The organism is Spirochaeta isovalerica (assembly GCF_014207565.1).
Taxonomy (GTDB): domain Bacteria; phylum Spirochaetota; class Spirochaetia; order DSM-2461; family DSM-2461; genus Spirochaeta_F; species Spirochaeta_F isovalerica.
Genome location: NZ_JACHGJ010000013.1, coordinates 41,909 through 57,705, shown reverse-complemented (window position 1 = coordinate 57,705; position 15,797 = coordinate 41,909). Strand labels below are relative to the sequence as shown.

Below are 15,797 nucleotides of genomic sequence, written 5' to 3'. Positions count from 1 at the left end.
GAAGGAATATGAGTAAAGTATATATATGCGGCGCCAAAAGAACGCCGGTCGGTTCCTACGGGGGAACTCTCAAAGATGTCTCTCTCGGCGATCTGGGAGCGCATTGTATCAAAGCTGTTCTCGATCAGACAGGGCTCGCTCCCGAAGCGGTCGATGAAGTGATCATAGGTAATGTCATGTCCGCCGATCAGGGAATGGGCCCGGCCCGTCAGGCCTCGGTTAAAGCGGGGATTCCTGTGGAAAGGCCGGCCTGGGCGGCTAATATGATCTGCGGCAGCGGAATGAAATCAATCATGCTGGCCGCGCAGGCCATTCAGACAGGGCAGAGCCGAGTGGTCATGGCCGGCGGGATGGAGAATATGAGTTCTCTTCCCATGCTGGTTCCGGGACAGGTGCGCTTCGGAACGAAGATGGGTGATCTGACTATGAAAGATTCTCTGATTTCCGACGGTCTCACTGATTATTTCAACAATTATCATATGGGCGTCACAGCGGAAAATATCGCTGAGAAATACGCCATTACCAGAGAGGATCAGGACAAATTCGCCGTTGACAGCCAGAAGAAAGCGGCAGCGGCCAGAAAAGAGGGACGTTTCAAAGATGAAATTGCCCCGATAACCCTTAAGGTCAGGCGGAAAGATGTTCTTTTTGCTGATGATGAGTACATTAAGGACGATACGACTCTTGAAGGCCTCGGTAAGCTGAGACCGGCTTTCAAAAAGGATGGAACCGTTACAGCCGGAAATTCCAGCGGGATCAATGACGGGGCTTCAGCGGTTCTCGTCGCTTCCGATGAAGCAGCAGAGGCTAACGGGCTGACTCCCATGGCCGAAATCGTAGCCTTCCATCAGGTCGGACTCGATCCGGCTTATATGGGGATGGGACCATATTACGCGATTAAGGGACTGATGGAAAAAGCCTACCTGTCTTTAGATGATGTGGGTCTTATCGAACTGAACGAAGCCTTTGCCAGCCAGTCCATCGGTTGTGTGAAAGCTCTGGCGGAAGATTTTTCCGTGCCCGAACAGTCTCTCTATGATAAGATCAATGTTAACGGCGGAGCCATTGCCATCGGACACCCTCTCGGTGCCAGCGGCAACCGGATTCTTGTGACTCTTCTCTATGAAATGAAGAAGAGGAATGTGGAGTACGGAATCGCTTCTCTCTGCATCGGCGGAGGGATGGGCGTGGCCATGCTGATAAAAAACGTGAAATAGTACAACAGGAGTCTGCTGTGGATGAGATGAATCTGCCCGAAGAAATTGTAAAGCGTAAGATGGCTTTTCAGCCGCCTGCCGATGGCAAAACCGCCATGGTTAGGGGATGTGAGGTTTTTTACAGGGAAAAAGGGACCGGACCGGTTCTTCTCTATATCCACGGCAACCTGGGGTATCACGGATGGTTTAATGATCTTATGGATATCCCCGGATACAGGACGATTGCTCCCGATATGCCTAATTTCGGTTTTTCCGGAAGGATTGAGAGTTCCGAAGTTGAAGACTATGCCGCCTATCTTCTCGATTTTCTCGAAGTTCTCGGCGTTGGTTCCGCTGTTGTGACAGGTCATTCTCTCGGGGGATGTGTCGCCCAGAGCATGGCGGTTAAAAAACCGGATTCAGTAAAGAAAATGATTCTTATAGATTCCGGGTCCTACAAGGGGCTGCACACTCCTGAAGAATCCTATCCGATTTTCGAACAGTATAAAGTCAACTACCAGTTTCTGAAAGCCGCTTTAAGCGCCATTATGCCGCAGTTGGAAGAGGGAAAAAGAAAAGAGGAGCTGGTGGACGGCGCGTTGCTGATGAGTCATCACTGTTATGTCGGGCACGCCCGCTCTCTCAGCCGGTTCGACTTGACAGGCAAAACCGGGCTTCAGGGGATTCCCGTTCTCGTCATTCGCGGGGAGGATGATATTCTTATAACCTCCGAAATGGCCGAAGAAACAGCCGAGGCCTGGAAAGGCGCTCTTCATATCCTCCCGTCATCGGGACATTCCCCGCTGGTCGAAGTCCCTGAAACGTTTAAAACGCTTATGATGGAGTTTCTGGACTGATGGCAAAATTGACGAAGAAATCGCTTGAAACGAAACAGACTCTGCTCCGATCGGCGGAGCAGCTTTTTTCCGCCAAGTGGTACGAGACCGTTTCTGTTCCCGAGATCAGCCGTCACGCGGGGAAATCGAGCGGGGCTTTCTACAATTACTTCAAAAATAAAGAGGAAATCTTTCTGAGCCTGCTCAATCGGTTCCTTGAGATTTTCCAGGGCGAGCTTGAAAAAATCAGCGGCGGAACCCTGGAGGAGAGGATGGAATCCTTCATCGACATAACCATAGGCACAGCCGAAACATACCGGGATCTGGTTACCATCTTCAGAGAAGGTCAGTACCGCTACAATGAGATGGAACAGAGGCTGAAGGCAATTTATGTCGACGCTTTGACAAAAGTTTACGGAAGGGAACTGACGGAAAATGAATATCTCTATATAACAGGTCCCGTCCGTTTTATTTCCATCAGAAGTCTGTATCACAAAAGGCCTTATGACCGGAATTCTCTTATGGAACTTCTCCTGCGGGGGATGTACGGCGGTATGTCTATTGACCGGGACAAGGTTTTCGGTCCTGTCAGCTTCGACGATGAGACGGCGCCGGAAAACACACGGGATATTCTTCTGGCCAAAGCTGTGGAGCTTTTCGGAGAAGAAGGGTTTCATCAGGTCAATGTCTACGATATTACCAGACAGTCCCGCTTTGCCGTGGGGACTTTCTACCGGCATTTCGAGTCAAAGGAGCAGATTCTGGAAGAGCTGGTTGAAATGATCGGGAAAAAGACCCGTTCTGTTATCGCCGGTTCCATGGAAAATGATCTGAATCCTCTGGAACAGACGATCCGGGGGTTCTACGCCTTTATCAGGATGTTCGAGAAGCATCCCGCTTACTATAAAATTGTCCGTGAAGCGGAGTTTGTCATAGATAAAACCGTTGAAGATTATTACAACCGCTTCGAAAAGGGGTATCTGAAACAGCAGTACCCCGAAAAAATGGATCCCGTTACCATGGCGAACGCTTTATCAGGTATCGGCCATTATTTCGGGATCGAGGATATTTTCAGTCACAATATCGATAATATAGAATCCGGTTTGTTAAGGGTCGGTTCGTTCCTCCAGTCCGGCATCAGAGAATAATTCAGTTTTTAAGGAAAGATTATGGCATCAATCAATATAAAAGGGGTCGGCATTTATGCTCCCGGGGAACCGATAGACAATCATGAGTTAATGGAATTGACGGGGATTGAGATTGATCCCGAAAAAATGGAGAACAAACTGGGCATTGTCAATCGCCATATAGCTCATCTCCGGGGAATGGATGAGACGACGGCTGATTTCGCAGAAAAAGCCGCGCTGGCAGCCATTGCCGATGCGCAGATCGATCCGGAAGATATCGGACTTTTTATCGCAGCGACCGATACGCCCGAGTATATCAGCCCCGCAACGGGAGTCCTGCTTCAGGGGCGGATCCAGAAAGGGGAGCGCTATTCCTGCGCTTTTGATATTGCCTCTTCCTGTGCAAGTTTTACCACGGCCCTTGATGTGGCCGCCAATATGCTTTCGGGACGCCCCGATATCAAATACGCTCTGGTTACGGGAATCTACAATATGCCGGCTTTCGTTCGCCCCGGCGACGCCTTCGGCTATTCGATTTTTGCCGATGGCGCTGGCGCTTTCATTCTGGAACGGACGGAAGAACAGAAGTATCTGGCCGGATTCCAGCTTGCCGACGGAACCCAATGGGATTTTATCGGCGTCTATACAGGCGGTACGCGAATCCCCTTTACGAAAGAAAAACTCGAGGCGGGTCAGTACGGTCTGGAAATGTGGCAGCGCCTTCCCGGAGACCGGAATGTCAACCTCTGGCCCAAGGTCGTGCGCAAGGCTCTTGAGAAAGCCGGTCTTGAAAAAGCGGACCATTACTTTTTCACCCAGATAAACAGGGCGGTCATCCATGAAGTGATGGATATTCTCGTAGAGCCCTATGAGAAAACCACAACGGTAATGGACAAATACGGTTATACGGGATCAGCCTGTATCCCCATGGCGTTTTTTCATGCCGTAAAAGAAGGCAGGATAAAAAGAGGCGACCGGATTGTAACCATAGCGAGCGGAGCCGGTCTGGCGGTGGGATGCAATGTCTTCATTTATTGATATAAACGGTACCGGACTGGCCTATGAAGTGATCGGGGAAGGGAAAGAAGCCATCTTCTTTCTCAACGGTGTGGCCATGACCATGGCTCACTGGAAACCCCTTCTTCCCGGTCTGACTTCAAACTCCCGTTTTGTTCTGCACGATTTCCGGGGACAGTTGATGAGCGAAAAACCCAGGGAGGAGTATTCGCTGGCCGGCCATGCGGAAGATCTCTGTGCGCTGATGGATGAGCTGGGGATAAGCCATGCTCATCTGGTCGGGACTTCCTACGGATCGGAAGTCGCTATGGAATTTGCTATCCTTTATCCCCATAAGGTAGATTCCCTCGTGTTGATCGATGGAGTCAGCGAACTGGATCCCGTGCTGAAAAGCGCTGTCGAGTCCTGGCAGCTGACCGCCGAAGCTGATCCCCGGCTATTCTACAGAACGATCATCCCCTGGAATTACTCTCCTGGCTATCTGGAAGAGAATCTGGGCAAACTCAGGGAACGGGAAGAGTCAATCAGCAAACTGCCGCAGGAATATTTTGACGGATTCTGCCGGCTCTGTGATTCATTTCTTAAAATTGATCTGACCGAAAGGCTGAAGGAGATAATGGCTCCCGCTCTCGTTCTGGTCGGTGAAAAAGATATTCTCAAACATAGAGGTTTCTCGGAAATCATCAATAGCGCCATACCCCAGTCCTGGATGGAAATCATTCCCGATGCAGGGCATGCCGTGGTAATTGAGCAGCCGGAAGTTGTCGCGAAAAGAATTAATCGGTTTATGGAAGTGATCAGCAGCTGATGCCTTCGTCGAGGAGGGTCATAATCCGCTGGAGGAAAGGCTTAATATCCTGAATCCGTTTCCGATGCAGGACTTCTATGCCCGTATAGTGTGCCAGGCCCATAAGAAAATTGGCGCCGTGAAGTCTTTTTTCTCCCTCAGGTACAGATGTCAGATTTTTCATATACCCCTGTTCGAAGGCATTGTAGTACTGGTTTACCACTTCGTTGGCGACAAACTCCGCCTCCCGTACGATGGAATAGTATTCCAGGTGGTCGTGGAAGTAGTTGAGAAAGTACCAGAGTCCGGAAATCTCCTGTTCCAGACGATCTTCAACAGCGGCAACCTGTTCGGACAGGTAGTGTCTTGTATTTTCTCCCAGCTTCAGAACCAGATGATTGAGGAACATTTCCTTGCTCTCGAAATGGGTGTAGAAAGTTCCCACGGCCAGACCCGAATCTCTGACGATGTCCGCTACGGCTGTATGATAAAATCCTTTTTCTCCGAAAAGTGACAAACCGCTCTGAATCAGTTTCGCCTGGCCTGTTTCTGCTGAGGGCTGGAAGGGAGATTTAAAAGTATCGGGCAACCGGGGAATCGTCTTTTTTCCCGAATGAAGTATCCCTTTGAGAATGAAATCGACAAGATATTCCGGTTTGACTTTCATACCGTTGTAGAGCGCTCTGGTGGAGCAGAAACGCAATCCGGAAAGGGTATAGAGATATTCGGCTTCGCTGATTTCTCTCCCGAAGACTTTCTCGGCAGATTTGATATAGATTTCTCTCAATTTGTCTTCATAACCGTAAAAACGGTACTGACCCTCTCTGAAAATCGTTATTTCGCTTTTTCTCTCCCGTCCGACCCTGAGCACGATGCTGATAAAATCATGGAGCCGTTCCTCGACGGATTCGCCGTCGAGGCGGGAGAGCATCTCTTCGAAATATTCGAGAAAACTATCATTGAGAGAGCGGAGAAGAATCTCCTTGTTGCGGAAATAGCGGTAATAAACCCCATTGGATACATTGGCTTCCCGGCAGATCTCAGCTATGGAAACATCATCAAACTGTCTGAGAGAAAAAAGATGTTCAGCTGATCTCATTATCCGTTCTTTCGTGTCTTTTGCCATATACCCTCTATAAACCCCCTTCATTTATACAGGCAATTGTCCGGTTTTAGAAGGGGGATGTTTAATTTATTAGGTGAGAACAGGTCCCCAGCGCAAAGCCGCAGCAGCCCAGACGAAACCGATTCCGGCTCCGACCATAACTATATTATCCCCATCTTTAATCTTCCCGTCGGCAAGACCTTCTTCTATGGAGATAACCTGATCATTCTGCCCGATATGGCCGAACTCGTTGAGGTAAGTCGTCTGCTTATCGGTCAGTTTCAATTCCTCCAGAATCAGATTGTGGGTTGATCTTTTGAAGTGAAGAATGGCCAGATAATCCAGATCTTCATCGGTCAGACCTCCCTTGGCAAGGCTTTCCCTGATCACTTTATAGAAGTTGGGAAGGGTTCTCTCTCCCAGTTTCTTTTTGAAGTCCTCAACATCGTCGATTTCAAAGCGGAATTTCCCCGCGTCTTCCGGTTTGACCGGCCAGTTCCGGGAACCTCCCGCTTTGACGATACATCCTTGGGAAAAGGATCCGTCGCCTTTGAACGCCGAACCGAGAATCTCATTTCTGCCCAGATCTTTTCTCAATACCATAGCCGAACCGCCAGCACCGATATCGAACATGAAAGAGGTTTCGGGTACCGAATAGTCTATCATATCGCCGTTGCGGTATCCGCTGACAAGCAAAGCTGTCTTATAGTCGCTGTTGGACAGCAGAAGAGACCTTGCCACTTCGATGCCCGCCATCATGGAACCGCACATGGCCTCCATATCGAAAGACCAGGCGTTGACGGCACCGATCTGATCGGCTACATACAACCCGGCCAGCCAGTTCAGGTAGTCTTTGTGCTGAGCTCCATTCCAGATCAGTATGTCGATTTCCGCAGGATCGATTCCGGCCATTTCTATAGCGTTCTTTGCAGCCTCGATTCCCATATGGCTCGTGCTGTCCTGCGGTCCGGGGACCGGTTTTGAATCGACTCCGAATTTCTCTCTGATTACATTTTCCGGAATGCCCGAAAGAGAGGCTATTTCCGAGGCATCCATTTTTGATTCAGGGGTATAGGTTCCTATGCCCATGACTCCTACATGACTCATTGTTAACTCCTAAAGCCCCATATAGGCTTTTTCAACTTCGGGATTGTTGGAAAGTTCGTCGGCCGTACCGGTAATGATGATTTCGCCGTTCTCCATGATATGGCCCGTGTCCACAGCTCTCAGGCTCTCCCGGACATTCTGCTCGGTAACCATTATGGAAACATCTTTCTTCATATCTTTCAGAATGGTGAAAAGGTCATGTACGATAGAGGGCTGAAGCCCCAGTGACGGCTCATCGAGAATCAGCAGTTTCGGTTTGGCCATCAAGGCCCGTCCTACGGCAAGCTGCCTCTGCTGACCGCCGCTCATGGTTCCCGCTTTCTGCTCGAAGCGCTCTTTCAGAATGGGAAATATTTCACAAACTTCTTCCAATGTTTTCTCTACGTGCTCCCGGGCCGAGGGGACATTCTGTCCTCCGACGATCAGGTTCTCATAAACAGTCATTAAGGGGAAAAGCTCTCTCTCCTGGGGGACAACAGAGATTCCGAGATGGACTCTTTCATGAGTTTTCAGTTTATTAAGCTCGATACCTCTGAAACTGATTGAGCCGGTTTTTAAGGAGACTAAACCCAGAATCGCATTGATTATTGTGGTTTTTCCCGCTCCGTTGGGTCCGAAAAGCCCGGTGGAACCTTCTTCTATTTTCAGGGTCAGGTCTCTGACGACAGGCATTCTGCCGTAGGAGCAGCTTATGTTTTTCAGTTCAAGCATTATGCACCACCTCCAAGATAGGCGCTCTTCACACGTTCGTTCTGCGCCACTTCCTTATAAGGCCCTGAAGCAATGATCCTGCCTGTGTCGAGGACGATTACGCTGTGGGTCAGTTTTGTTATGACCCCCATAACGTGTTCCACGACTCCAACGGCGAGATTTCTCTCTGTGGCGATCTGTTTAACAATGTCGATCGCCTCCAGTGTTTCCGTGCTGTTCAATCCCGCCATAACCTCATCGAGGAACATGACTTTGGGATTAGTCGCCAGGGCTTTGGCAATTTCCATTTTTTTGGTTTCCAGAATGTTTATCTCTCCGGTCGCTCTGTCCAGTCCGGTCAGTTCCAGAGTTTTGCAAAGTTTCCGGGCTTCCTCTCTGGCCTGTTTCAGGCCCATTTTCTGGGCGAAGAGAAAGCCGGTCATGACGTTCTGCAGAACCGTCAGCCCTTCCAGAGGATGAATCAGCTGGAAAGTCCGTCCTATACCCAGCGCTGAGCGCTCGTGGGCCGGGATCTGGGAAATATCTCTGTCATCGAGCCAGATCTTTCCTGAAGTGGGGTAGTAGATACCGGCGATCAGATTGATCAGCGTGGTTTTTCCCGCGCCGTTGGGCCCGATTATTCCGACGATCTCTCCCGATTTAATATTGAAATTCACATCATTGGTTGCTGTAAGACCGCCGAAGGAGATGGTCAGGTTTTCTGTTCTCAGCTCACTCATGGCTCTCTCCTTTTTTTAATAGCTTTCCGGCCATTCCCACGATTCCCTGAGGCATAAAGAGAAGAACCAGAATTATGATGATTCCGTAAACGACCAGGTGACCGTAGGGGATGTATAGTTTCAGGAATTCTCCCAGAACTCCCAGCAGAACCGCTCCGATGACGGGGCCCCATGTGCTGTACATTCCGCCGAGTAGGGCCATGGCCAGGGGAATCAGCGTATAGTTGGCGTTGAAGCTGCTTTCGGGGGTTACGAAGCCGTATAGCTGGGCAAAACCGGCGCCGGCGGCACCCTGAATGGCTGCCGTAACCGTAAAAGCGATGAGAAGGTATTTGTAGATGTTGATACCGCTCGATTTGGCTACGATTTCATTATCGCGTATTGCTGTCAGGGCATAATGGATTTTGCTTCTTTTAAAGTATTCCGATAAAGCGATGATAACCAGGGCGAAAACGACCATCATGGCGTATGTGGGGATGGACGCGCCGTCGAAGGCCAGTTTCGGGAGCAGTTTCCCGTTGGGACCGCCGGTCACGCTTGTCCAGTTGTGGATTATAATCCTGAATATTTCTCCCAGAGCCAGTGTCGTAATAGCGAAATACATGCCTCTCAGCCTGAGAACCACAGCTCCTACGAGAAAAGCCATCAGTCCCGCCACGACAGCGGCGAAGAGGATGCTGACAAAGGGATTGAAGTGAAGATTTACCGCTGAGAGGACAGCCGCATAGCTTCCCAATCCGAAGAAACCGGCCAGACCGAAGGAGAGCTGTCCCGAGCGGATCAGCATATCCCAGCTGATAGCCAGAATCATATAGGTTATGACTGTCCGTCCGATCGACTGGACATAGGGCCCTGTGAAAAAGGGCAGTATTATGACAATGACACCGACGATCCCGAAGATCACAGGCCATGTCTTATTTTTCTGAACAGTTGAGCTCATTGTTTACTCCTGAAAGATCTGCTGAGAATGACGATGATGATCAGTCCGAAGAAGATCATGGGGGTCCATCCGGCTCCGTGAGGAACCGACATGACCAGGCTTTCGGCGAGGCCGAGAACGAGGCTCGCCCCGATGACCATCGGCAGATTTCCGATACCGGCCATGGCTACCAGAGCGAAGGATTTCATGGTGAATGTTCCTCCCACGGCGGGGAAGATGGAAAATTTGGTTATGAAGAAGGAGCCGAATACACCGATGATCATCGAGGCGAGAGAGAAGATAATCGTATAGGTCAGATCGACATTGATCCCGACAATCCTGGCTCCCCTGGGATTCTGTCCGACTGCCGATGCGGCTTTTCCGATGCGCGTCTTTTTCAGAAAATAGATCAGCACCGCAAGGAAAACCGCTGCCAGTGCGGGGAAAATAAAATCATATATACCGAAACTGACTTCTCCGATCGTTGCCGAAGCGGAAACATAGTCGAGTGATATTTTTCTCGGTTGACTGGTGGCAATCAGGTTTACAGTCTGACTGAGTACCATGGCCACTCCGAAAGTCAGAATCAGCTGATTCAGTTCGGGGGCTTCAAGTGTATGGGCTATGGATGTCTTGAATACGATCAGGCCCAGGAAAAACATGATGATTCCCGTGGGGATCGCCGCGACGAGCGGATCAAGCCCGAAAGTCGTACAGATAAAATAACTCAGGTAGGCGGCTACCATCATCATTTCCCCGTGGGCGAGGTTTACAATATGCACAATACCCAGAACAAGGGCCATGGGCAGTGCTATGGCAGCATAAATCCCTGCCCTTTGTATACCATATACCAGTATTGTCGGTTTAATGATCAGCAGGATCACGGAGAGTACCAGAGCGGCACTTATCCCGGCAATCGTATATATTTTTTTCTTATTCATTCTGGATTCTCCAAAAAGTTCTTATTTGCTTGAATTAGAATTGATTTCCGCAGAGTTTTGTCTCTGCGGAAATCGAAATGTCAGATAGAAAGAGGATTATCTGGTGAAAGGATAAGCCGGTTCAGCTGTTGCGAATGCGAAGGGCCAGATAACTTCCTGGCTTCCGTTCTGCCACTGAAGAATTTTCTGGTTTCTGAATCCCTGGTTGCTGATTACGTTGGAAGGGCTGAAGCTGATTGTTTCTCCGAGGGGAGATTCATACTGAATCGCCTTGAGAGCTTTGATAACAGCTTCTGTTTCAACAGATCCGGCCTGTTCGACAGCTTTCGCGATAATCTCGATTGAAGTGTAACCCAGAGGCGCGAAGTAAGTTGCCGGCGTCTCGCCGTATTTCGCTTCGTAGGCATCCTGGAACTTCTTGCTGACTGCGCTTACCTTGCTGATGGAAGGCGCCCACATTCCGTAAAGCGTCACATTCTCAGCCAGAGAGGAATCGCCGAAGTCTGAAGGCCATCCCGGAGGCGCTCCGATGAACAGGGGAGGAGTGAAGTTAACAGCTTTTGCCTGTTCCATTATGGGAAGGGCATCGGCGCCATATCCGGCCCAGATGAAAACATCGGGGTTGTAGTCTTTAGCGCGCTGAAGAACCGCAGTGTAATCACCGCCGCCCATGGCTGCAGACTGGAAAGCTTCTCCGTCGATCTCCATATCGGCGAAAAGAGTCTGAGTCGCTGCGAATGAAGCACTTCCGAAGGGGCCCTCTTCATAGGCGAGGAACCATCTGTCAATGGAAATGTTGGAGTATTTCTCTGCGATATCGTCCCAGCCTTCCACGTAAGAGTTGCCCTGGTTGTAGTCCCAGGGATGCAGGTGGAAGTACCAATCCTGACCTTCGCCTACAGCCGCTTCAGCTGTAGAGCTGGCAGCTCCGGTCCACATGGTAACTTTTTTGTACTTCTTGAGAGAGGGGATTTGTCCCAGATGAACACCGCTGGACATTCCTCCGACAAAAAAGTCGACTTTTTCAACTGTTGCCAGTCTTTCGATAGCCGCTGCTCCCTTTTCCGGGTTCAGCTCGCTGTCGATAACGATCAGTTCGACAGGTCTTCCGAGAAGACCGCCGTTCGCGTTCAGTTCGTCTACTACGAGCTGAGCTGCTTTGGCCGCCTGATCCCCGGTAATATCACCGAGAGGCCAGACACCACCGAATTTGATGGGTTTTGCTTCACCTTCACCCTGCTGCCCTGTAGCGTACAGAGTTCCCATGCTGACAATCAGCATGAGGGCGAAAAGAAGTGCGGATAGTTTTTTACTCACTTTTTCCTCCATATTTGATAACCGAATCGGTTCTCACTTTTGTTTCATTGTACACCGGTATTATCAGCTGTCAACTAAAAAAGTGAGAGATGATTCGGATATATATTCAGATGTGAGAAGCTCCTCGGCTTCACTGGCTATCATCCATTCCTCATTGGTGGGGATCAAAAGAACGGGAACAGGCGAATCCTTCCGGGAGATAAGTGATTCTCCTGTAGCCTCGGCATTCTTTTCTTCGTCGAGTCTGAAACCCAGATATCCCATACCTTTCAGAACCCTGCTTCTTATTTCTGCGGAGTTTTCTCCGATTCCCGCCGTAAAAATCAGAAAATCCGGTTTCCCTCCAAGCTGCGTCAGATAAGCTCCAATATACTTCCGGATGGAATTTACAAAGATTTCAACAGCTGCGGCAGCCCGTTCATGACCCTCTGATTCCGCTTTCAGGAGGTCTCTCATATCGGGAGAGAGACCGCTTAAACCTTTCAGTCCCGATTCGCGATAAAGCAGATCGCTCAGTTGATCAGGGCTGACCTCTTTTTCCTGTAGAAGATTGAGGATCACCGCCGGATCCAGGTCTCCCGAACGGGTACCCATGGGGACGCCGCTGATCGTTCCGTATCCCATCGACGTATCAATGGAGCAGCCATGTCTGATCGCTGTTAGCGAAACGCCGTTCCCCAGATGGCAGCTGATTCCGCTTATGTCTTTTACATCTTTGTTCAGCATTTCAGCAGCCCGTATCGTCACATATTTATGAGAGGACCCGTGAAACCCGTATTTTCTGATACCATCACGGCTGTAATAATCGTAAGGAATGGCGTAAAGATAGTTTTTTTCTTTAATTGTTCTGTGAAAAGACGTATCAAAAACAGCAATATGAGGAACATGGGGAAGCAGGGACAGAGCGGCTTCAATTCCCTGGCAGTTTGCCGGATTGTGGAGAGGAGCTAAGGGTATGCACTTTCTGATTTTTTTAAGAGCCTGTTCATCGATCAGACAGGGAGCTGAAAAATATTCACCGCCGTTAACGACCCTGTGTCCGACAGCCTCTATTTTATTCATGTTCTGCAGCTGGCTGAAAATCATGGTAAGCCCTTCTTTATGGTTCGCTATCGGTTTTTCGGTTTTTTTGCTTTTTCCGCCGCCTTTCCTCAGAGATAAACGACCCGATGCCATACCGATCCTCTCAACTAGACCGGAATAAAATACCTCTCCCGTTAGGCTCTCAAGCCACTGGAATTTGATGGAAGAACTGCCGGAATTAATAACCAGTATCTGCATAATCTCTCCTTTGCATTGAATATTCATGTGAATCATATGTCAGAAAAATATATTGTCATATTAAAACGGTAATGTTATTCTGTCAAAAGAAAGATAAAATACCTTTTGAATCTACTTTTTGGCATGAATTACAAGAGCAATGCTTGTAAGAATCTTTCAGCTGATTTAGTTTTAAAGTCGATTTAATTCTCAGGAGAGTATATACAATATGTTGAATATTGCTTTGTTCGGCCCTCCCGGTGCGGGAAAGGGAACCCAGTCGGAGTTTATTATTAAAGAGTACAACCTCTGTTATATTTCTACAGGAGATCTTCTCCGTAAGGAAATTGCCGAGGGAACCAGACTGGGGCAGGAAGCCGAAAGCATTATCGCCGCTGGACAGCTGGTTTCCGATGAAATTATCGTACAGCTTATCGAGAAGACCATAGTGACGAATCCCTATTCCCACGGTTTTCTTTTTGATGGATTTCCCAGAACATACATGCAGGCTTATATTCTCGAAGGATTGATGATTCAGCACAACTCGTCGCTCAACTGTCTGATCAATCTCGATGTGGATCAGGATCTTACAGTCCGGAGGCTTCTCGAGCGCGGCAAATCATCGGGCCGCTCCGATGATAATGAAACAGTCATAAAAAAGCGGTTACAGGAATACAATGAAAAAACCCATCCCGTACTGGAATTTTACCGGGAGAAAGGAATCTTGAGGAATGTGGACGGCAATAAATCCATTGATGACGTTACCGGCCAGATAAAAGATATTCTCAAGGAAGAGATGAAGCACAGTCTCTATAATGTCGTGTTATTCGGATATCCCGGTTCGGGAAGAGGTTCCCACGGAGAAGCCCTGGCCGAAAAATACGGGCTGGAATATATCGCGACAGGACCTATGCTGGCTGAAGAAATTGAAAAAGGCTCGGAAATAGGGAAAAGTATTGAATCTTTCTACAACAGCGGAGAGCTGGTTCCCGATGATGTGGTTGTTCAGCTGATCGAGGAAAAGATCGAAAAATCCCGCGGTAATGTAAAGGGGTATATTTTCAAGGGATTTCCCAGAACTCTGGTGCAGTCCTATATGCTCGACGGGATGCTCAAGAAAAGAGACTCCAAAATTTCCCAGATCATGGAAATCGAGGTTCCGACCCTGGAGCTCATCAATCGGCTGGACAAAAGACGTGATACGGATAAAAAGAAACCTTATGACAGCAATACGCAGAAGATACTGATGCGTCTGCGCGATTATGAAGAGACGACGCTTCCCGTTCTGGAGAAGTACAAATCTCTTTACGGTTCGGTCACGATCGACGGAGCGGGGACATTCGAGGAAGTATTTGAGAGAATCGCCGATGAGTTTAAAGCCGGCATGAATCTGTAATAATCAGGCCCGCAGATAGGGTTAATGCAATTATATTTCTCCTCTGAACACCATTCAAATCTCGACGGTGGATATCATGTCAAGATTAATGTGCTGGATGTCATCAACCGGACATTCCATCAGGTCATCTGAAAAAGGGAGGCATCATGGGAACAGTTAAGGGAAGAATTCACGCATTGGAAACGGGCGGCATGGTCGATGGGCCGGGCATCCGGTTTGTCGCCTTTCTGCAGGGCTGTCCCCTCCGCTGCCTCTATTGCCACAACCCCGACAGCTGGGCTGTCGGGAAAGGGCGTGAGATGACTGCGCAGGAGCTTGTTGATGAAGCCTGGAAATACCGGACATATATGAAAGCTTCCGGGGGAGGCATCACTCTCAGCGGAGGCGAACCTCTGTTTCAACCGGAATTTGTGCTTGATGTTATACGCATCGCTCATGAAAAAGGTATGACAGTGGCTATCGATACATCGGGATACGGAAATCCGGAGCGGGTCAGGAACTGTCTCGACGAAGCGGATTTGATTATTCTGGATATAAAAACTGCTCTGGCTGAGAAGCACAGAGATTTAACAGGGATTACGGCAGAGCGGCCGAGAGCGATTCTCGAATACCTGAAGCAGTCCCGTAAACCTTTGTGGGTCAGGCATGTCGTCGTTCCCGGTTTAACAGACAGCCGTGAAAACCTGGAGGCTCTGAAAGAAATTCTGACAGACATTCCCTCTCTGGAGAAATTTGAGTTTCTCCCTTTTCACAAAATGGGTGAGGAGAAATGGGAGCAGGAAGGCTTGTTGTATAAATTAGGTGGAACATTAGCCCCCGATCAGGGATTTATGGATCGGATCTCTGAAGATTTCCGCCGCGCCGGAATTCCCATGTGACTTATGCAATCGAATCGATAATTATTGACTTAAACTCCAGTATGAGTTAAAGTTTCCTTAGGTTAACAATCTGAGGCGGTAAACATTGGTAAGTTCCGAATCGCTGGAAATGTATCTGGAGACAATCCTGTTGCTTGAGAAAAGTCATGGGCACGCTCATGGCGTGGAAATAGCCAGAGAGTTGGGAGTCTCTAAGGCAAGCGTAACAAAAGCAATGAAGAAACTTCAAACGCGGGGCTTCATATACAAAGAATCCTATGGAACCATTACTCTTACGGAGAGAGGGATGGAGCTTTCTTCTTCCATTTACAAAAAGCATGAACTGATAAAACGATATCTCATGCACAGTCTGAATCTGGAAGAGTCCGAGGCGGAGGAGAATGCCTGCAGGATGGAGCATATCGTTACCGATAGTTTTATCAAAGCGGCAAAAACATATCTGGAATCACAGGATATTCTGTTCAGATAAGGGTTAGGAGAT

Annotated in this window: 16 protein-coding genes; 8 read left to right on the top strand and 8 right to left on the bottom strand. The window is 48.8% G+C overall.

Annotated features, from left to right (window positions below; genetic code table 11):
* Positions 1-8: 8 nt before the first annotated feature.
* Genes HNR50_RS21005 through HNR50_RS20985 form a run of 5 tightly spaced genes read left to right on the top strand, consistent with a single transcriptional unit; the run spans position 9 to position 4,984 of the window.
* Positions 9-1,217, top strand: a complete 1,209-nt coding sequence (locus HNR50_RS21005; RefSeq protein ID WP_184748776.1) for an acetyl-CoA C-acetyltransferase — start codon at positions 9-11, stop codon at positions 1,215-1,217.
* Between the two features lie 26 nt (positions 1,218-1,243).
* Positions 1,244-2,053, top strand: a complete 810-nt coding sequence (locus HNR50_RS21000) for an alpha/beta fold hydrolase (RefSeq protein ID WP_246434157.1) — start codon at positions 1,244-1,246, stop codon at positions 2,051-2,053.
* Positions 2,053-3,180 (top strand): TetR/AcrR family transcriptional regulator, encoded by a 1,128-nt coding sequence (locus HNR50_RS20995; RefSeq protein WP_184748774.1) that lies wholly within the window; start codon positions 2,053-2,055, stop codon positions 3,178-3,180. Before HNR50_RS21000 ends, HNR50_RS20995 begins: the two co-directional genes overlap by 1 nt.
* 21 nt (positions 3,181-3,201) lie before the next feature.
* A complete protein-coding gene (locus HNR50_RS20990; RefSeq protein WP_184748773.1) occupies positions 3,202-4,197 on the top strand; it encodes a ketoacyl-ACP synthase III in 996 nt (331 codons plus the stop codon).
* Entirely contained in the window at positions 4,181-4,984 is an 804-nt protein-coding gene (locus HNR50_RS20985; RefSeq protein WP_184748772.1) for an alpha/beta fold hydrolase, read from the top strand. The genes HNR50_RS20990 and HNR50_RS20985 overlap by 17 nt, the downstream gene beginning before the upstream one ends.
* Here HNR50_RS20985 and HNR50_RS20980 read toward each other — a convergent pair.
* The 8 genes from HNR50_RS20980 to HNR50_RS20945 all read right to left on the bottom strand — a co-directional run bounded on the left by HNR50_RS20980 (position 4,974) and on the right by HNR50_RS20945 (position 13,063).
* Positions 4,974-6,089, bottom strand: coding sequence for a TetR/AcrR family transcriptional regulator (locus tag HNR50_RS20980; RefSeq protein ID WP_184748771.1), 1,116 nt, complete (start codon positions 6,087-6,089; stop codon positions 4,974-4,976). The genes HNR50_RS20985 and HNR50_RS20980 overlap by 11 nt on opposite strands.
* A 69-nt stretch (positions 6,090-6,158) precedes the next feature.
* The gene (locus HNR50_RS20975; protein WP_184748770.1) at positions 6,159-7,175 is read right to left on the bottom strand and encodes a 3-oxoacyl-ACP synthase; all 1,017 of its coding nucleotides are present in this window, start codon (positions 7,173-7,175) and stop codon (positions 6,159-6,161) included.
* Between the two features lie 9 nt (positions 7,176-7,184).
* Positions 7,185-7,886, bottom strand: coding sequence for an ABC transporter ATP-binding protein (locus tag HNR50_RS20970; protein WP_184748769.1), 702 nt, complete (start codon positions 7,884-7,886; stop codon positions 7,185-7,187).
* Positions 7,886-8,605 carry an ABC transporter ATP-binding protein gene (locus tag HNR50_RS20965; protein WP_184748768.1) on the bottom strand — a complete coding sequence of 240 codons (720 nt, stop codon included), beginning with the start codon at positions 8,603-8,605 and terminating at the stop codon, positions 7,886-7,888. The genes HNR50_RS20970 and HNR50_RS20965 overlap by 1 nt, the downstream gene beginning before the upstream one ends.
* Positions 8,598-9,545, bottom strand: coding sequence for a branched-chain amino acid ABC transporter permease (locus HNR50_RS20960; protein WP_184748767.1), 948 nt, complete (start codon positions 9,543-9,545; stop codon positions 8,598-8,600). Before HNR50_RS20960 ends, HNR50_RS20965 begins: the two co-directional genes overlap by 8 nt.
* Positions 9,542-10,465 carry a branched-chain amino acid ABC transporter permease gene (locus tag HNR50_RS20955; protein WP_184748766.1) on the bottom strand — a complete coding sequence of 308 codons (924 nt, stop codon included), beginning with the start codon at positions 10,463-10,465 and terminating at the stop codon, positions 9,542-9,544. Before HNR50_RS20955 ends, HNR50_RS20960 begins: the two co-directional genes overlap by 4 nt.
* A gap of 96 nt (positions 10,466-10,561) precedes the next feature.
* A complete protein-coding gene (locus tag HNR50_RS20950) occupies positions 10,562-11,782 on the bottom strand; it encodes an ABC transporter substrate-binding protein (protein ID WP_221439951.1) in 1,221 nt (406 codons plus the stop codon).
* Between the two features lie 63 nt (positions 11,783-11,845).
* The gene (locus tag HNR50_RS20945) at positions 11,846-13,063 is read right to left on the bottom strand and encodes an acetate/propionate family kinase (RefSeq protein ID WP_184748765.1); all 1,218 of its coding nucleotides are present in this window, start codon (positions 13,061-13,063) and stop codon (positions 11,846-11,848) included.
* Positions 13,064-13,271: 208 nt separating this feature from the next.
* Between HNR50_RS20945 and HNR50_RS20940 the strand changes: the two genes are divergently transcribed.
* From HNR50_RS20940 to HNR50_RS20930, 3 genes are all read left to right on the top strand, one after another.
* Positions 13,272-14,438, top strand: coding sequence for an adenylate kinase (locus HNR50_RS20940; protein ID WP_184748764.1), 1,167 nt, complete (start codon positions 13,272-13,274; stop codon positions 14,436-14,438).
* A gap of 146 nt (positions 14,439-14,584) precedes the next feature.
* Positions 14,585-15,316, top strand: coding sequence for a pyruvate formate-lyase-activating protein (gene pflA, locus HNR50_RS20935; RefSeq protein WP_184748763.1), 732 nt, complete (start codon positions 14,585-14,587; stop codon positions 15,314-15,316).
* Positions 15,317-15,401: 85 nt separating this feature from the next.
* Entirely contained in the window at positions 15,402-15,785 is a 384-nt protein-coding gene (locus HNR50_RS20930) for a metal-dependent transcriptional regulator (protein WP_184748762.1), read from the top strand.
* Positions 15,786-15,797 lie beyond the last annotated feature (12 nt).

Excerpts from the sequence above, each read along its gene's own strand:
- HNR50_RS21005 (WP_184748776.1), top strand. The coding sequence starts at position 9 with ATGAGTAAAGTATATATATGCGGCGCCAAAAGAACGCCGGTCGGTTCC.
- HNR50_RS20955 (WP_184748766.1), bottom strand. The coding sequence starts at position 10,465 with ATGAATAAGAAAAAAATATATACGATTGCCGGGATAAGTGCCGCTCTG.
- HNR50_RS20975 (WP_184748770.1), bottom strand. The coding sequence starts at position 7,175 with ATGAGTCATGTAGGAGTCATGGGCATAGGAACCTATACCCCTGAATCA.
- HNR50_RS20965 (WP_184748768.1), bottom strand. The coding sequence starts at position 8,605 with ATGAGTGAGCTGAGAACAGAAAACCTGACCATCTCCTTCGGCGGTCTT.
- HNR50_RS20980 (WP_184748771.1), bottom strand. The coding sequence starts at position 6,089 with ATGGCAAAAGACACGAAAGAACGGATAATGAGATCAGCTGAACATCTT.
- HNR50_RS20995 (WP_184748774.1), top strand. The coding sequence starts at position 2,053 with ATGGCAAAATTGACGAAGAAATCGCTTGAAACGAAACAGACTCTGCTC.
- HNR50_RS20940 (WP_184748764.1), top strand. The coding sequence starts at position 13,272 with ATGTTGAATATTGCTTTGTTCGGCCCTCCCGGTGCGGGAAAGGGAACC.
- pflA (WP_184748763.1), top strand. The coding sequence starts at position 14,585 with ATGGGAACAGTTAAGGGAAGAATTCACGCATTGGAAACGGGCGGCATG.
- HNR50_RS20985 (WP_184748772.1), top strand. The coding sequence starts at position 4,181 with ATGTCTTCATTTATTGATATAAACGGTACCGGACTGGCCTATGAAGTG.
- HNR50_RS20970 (WP_184748769.1), bottom strand. The coding sequence starts at position 7,886 with ATGCTTGAACTGAAAAACATAAGCTGCTCCTACGGCAGAATGCCTGTC.
- HNR50_RS20945 (WP_184748765.1), bottom strand. The coding sequence starts at position 13,063 with ATGCAGATACTGGTTATTAATTCCGGCAGTTCTTCCATCAAATTCCAG.
- HNR50_RS20990 (WP_184748773.1), top strand. The coding sequence starts at position 3,202 with ATGGCATCAATCAATATAAAAGGGGTCGGCATTTATGCTCCCGGGGAA.
- HNR50_RS20960 (WP_184748767.1), bottom strand. The coding sequence starts at position 9,545 with ATGAGCTCAACTGTTCAGAAAAATAAGACATGGCCTGTGATCTTCGGG.
- HNR50_RS21000 (WP_246434157.1), top strand. The coding sequence starts at position 1,244 with ATGAATCTGCCCGAAGAAATTGTAAAGCGTAAGATGGCTTTTCAGCCG.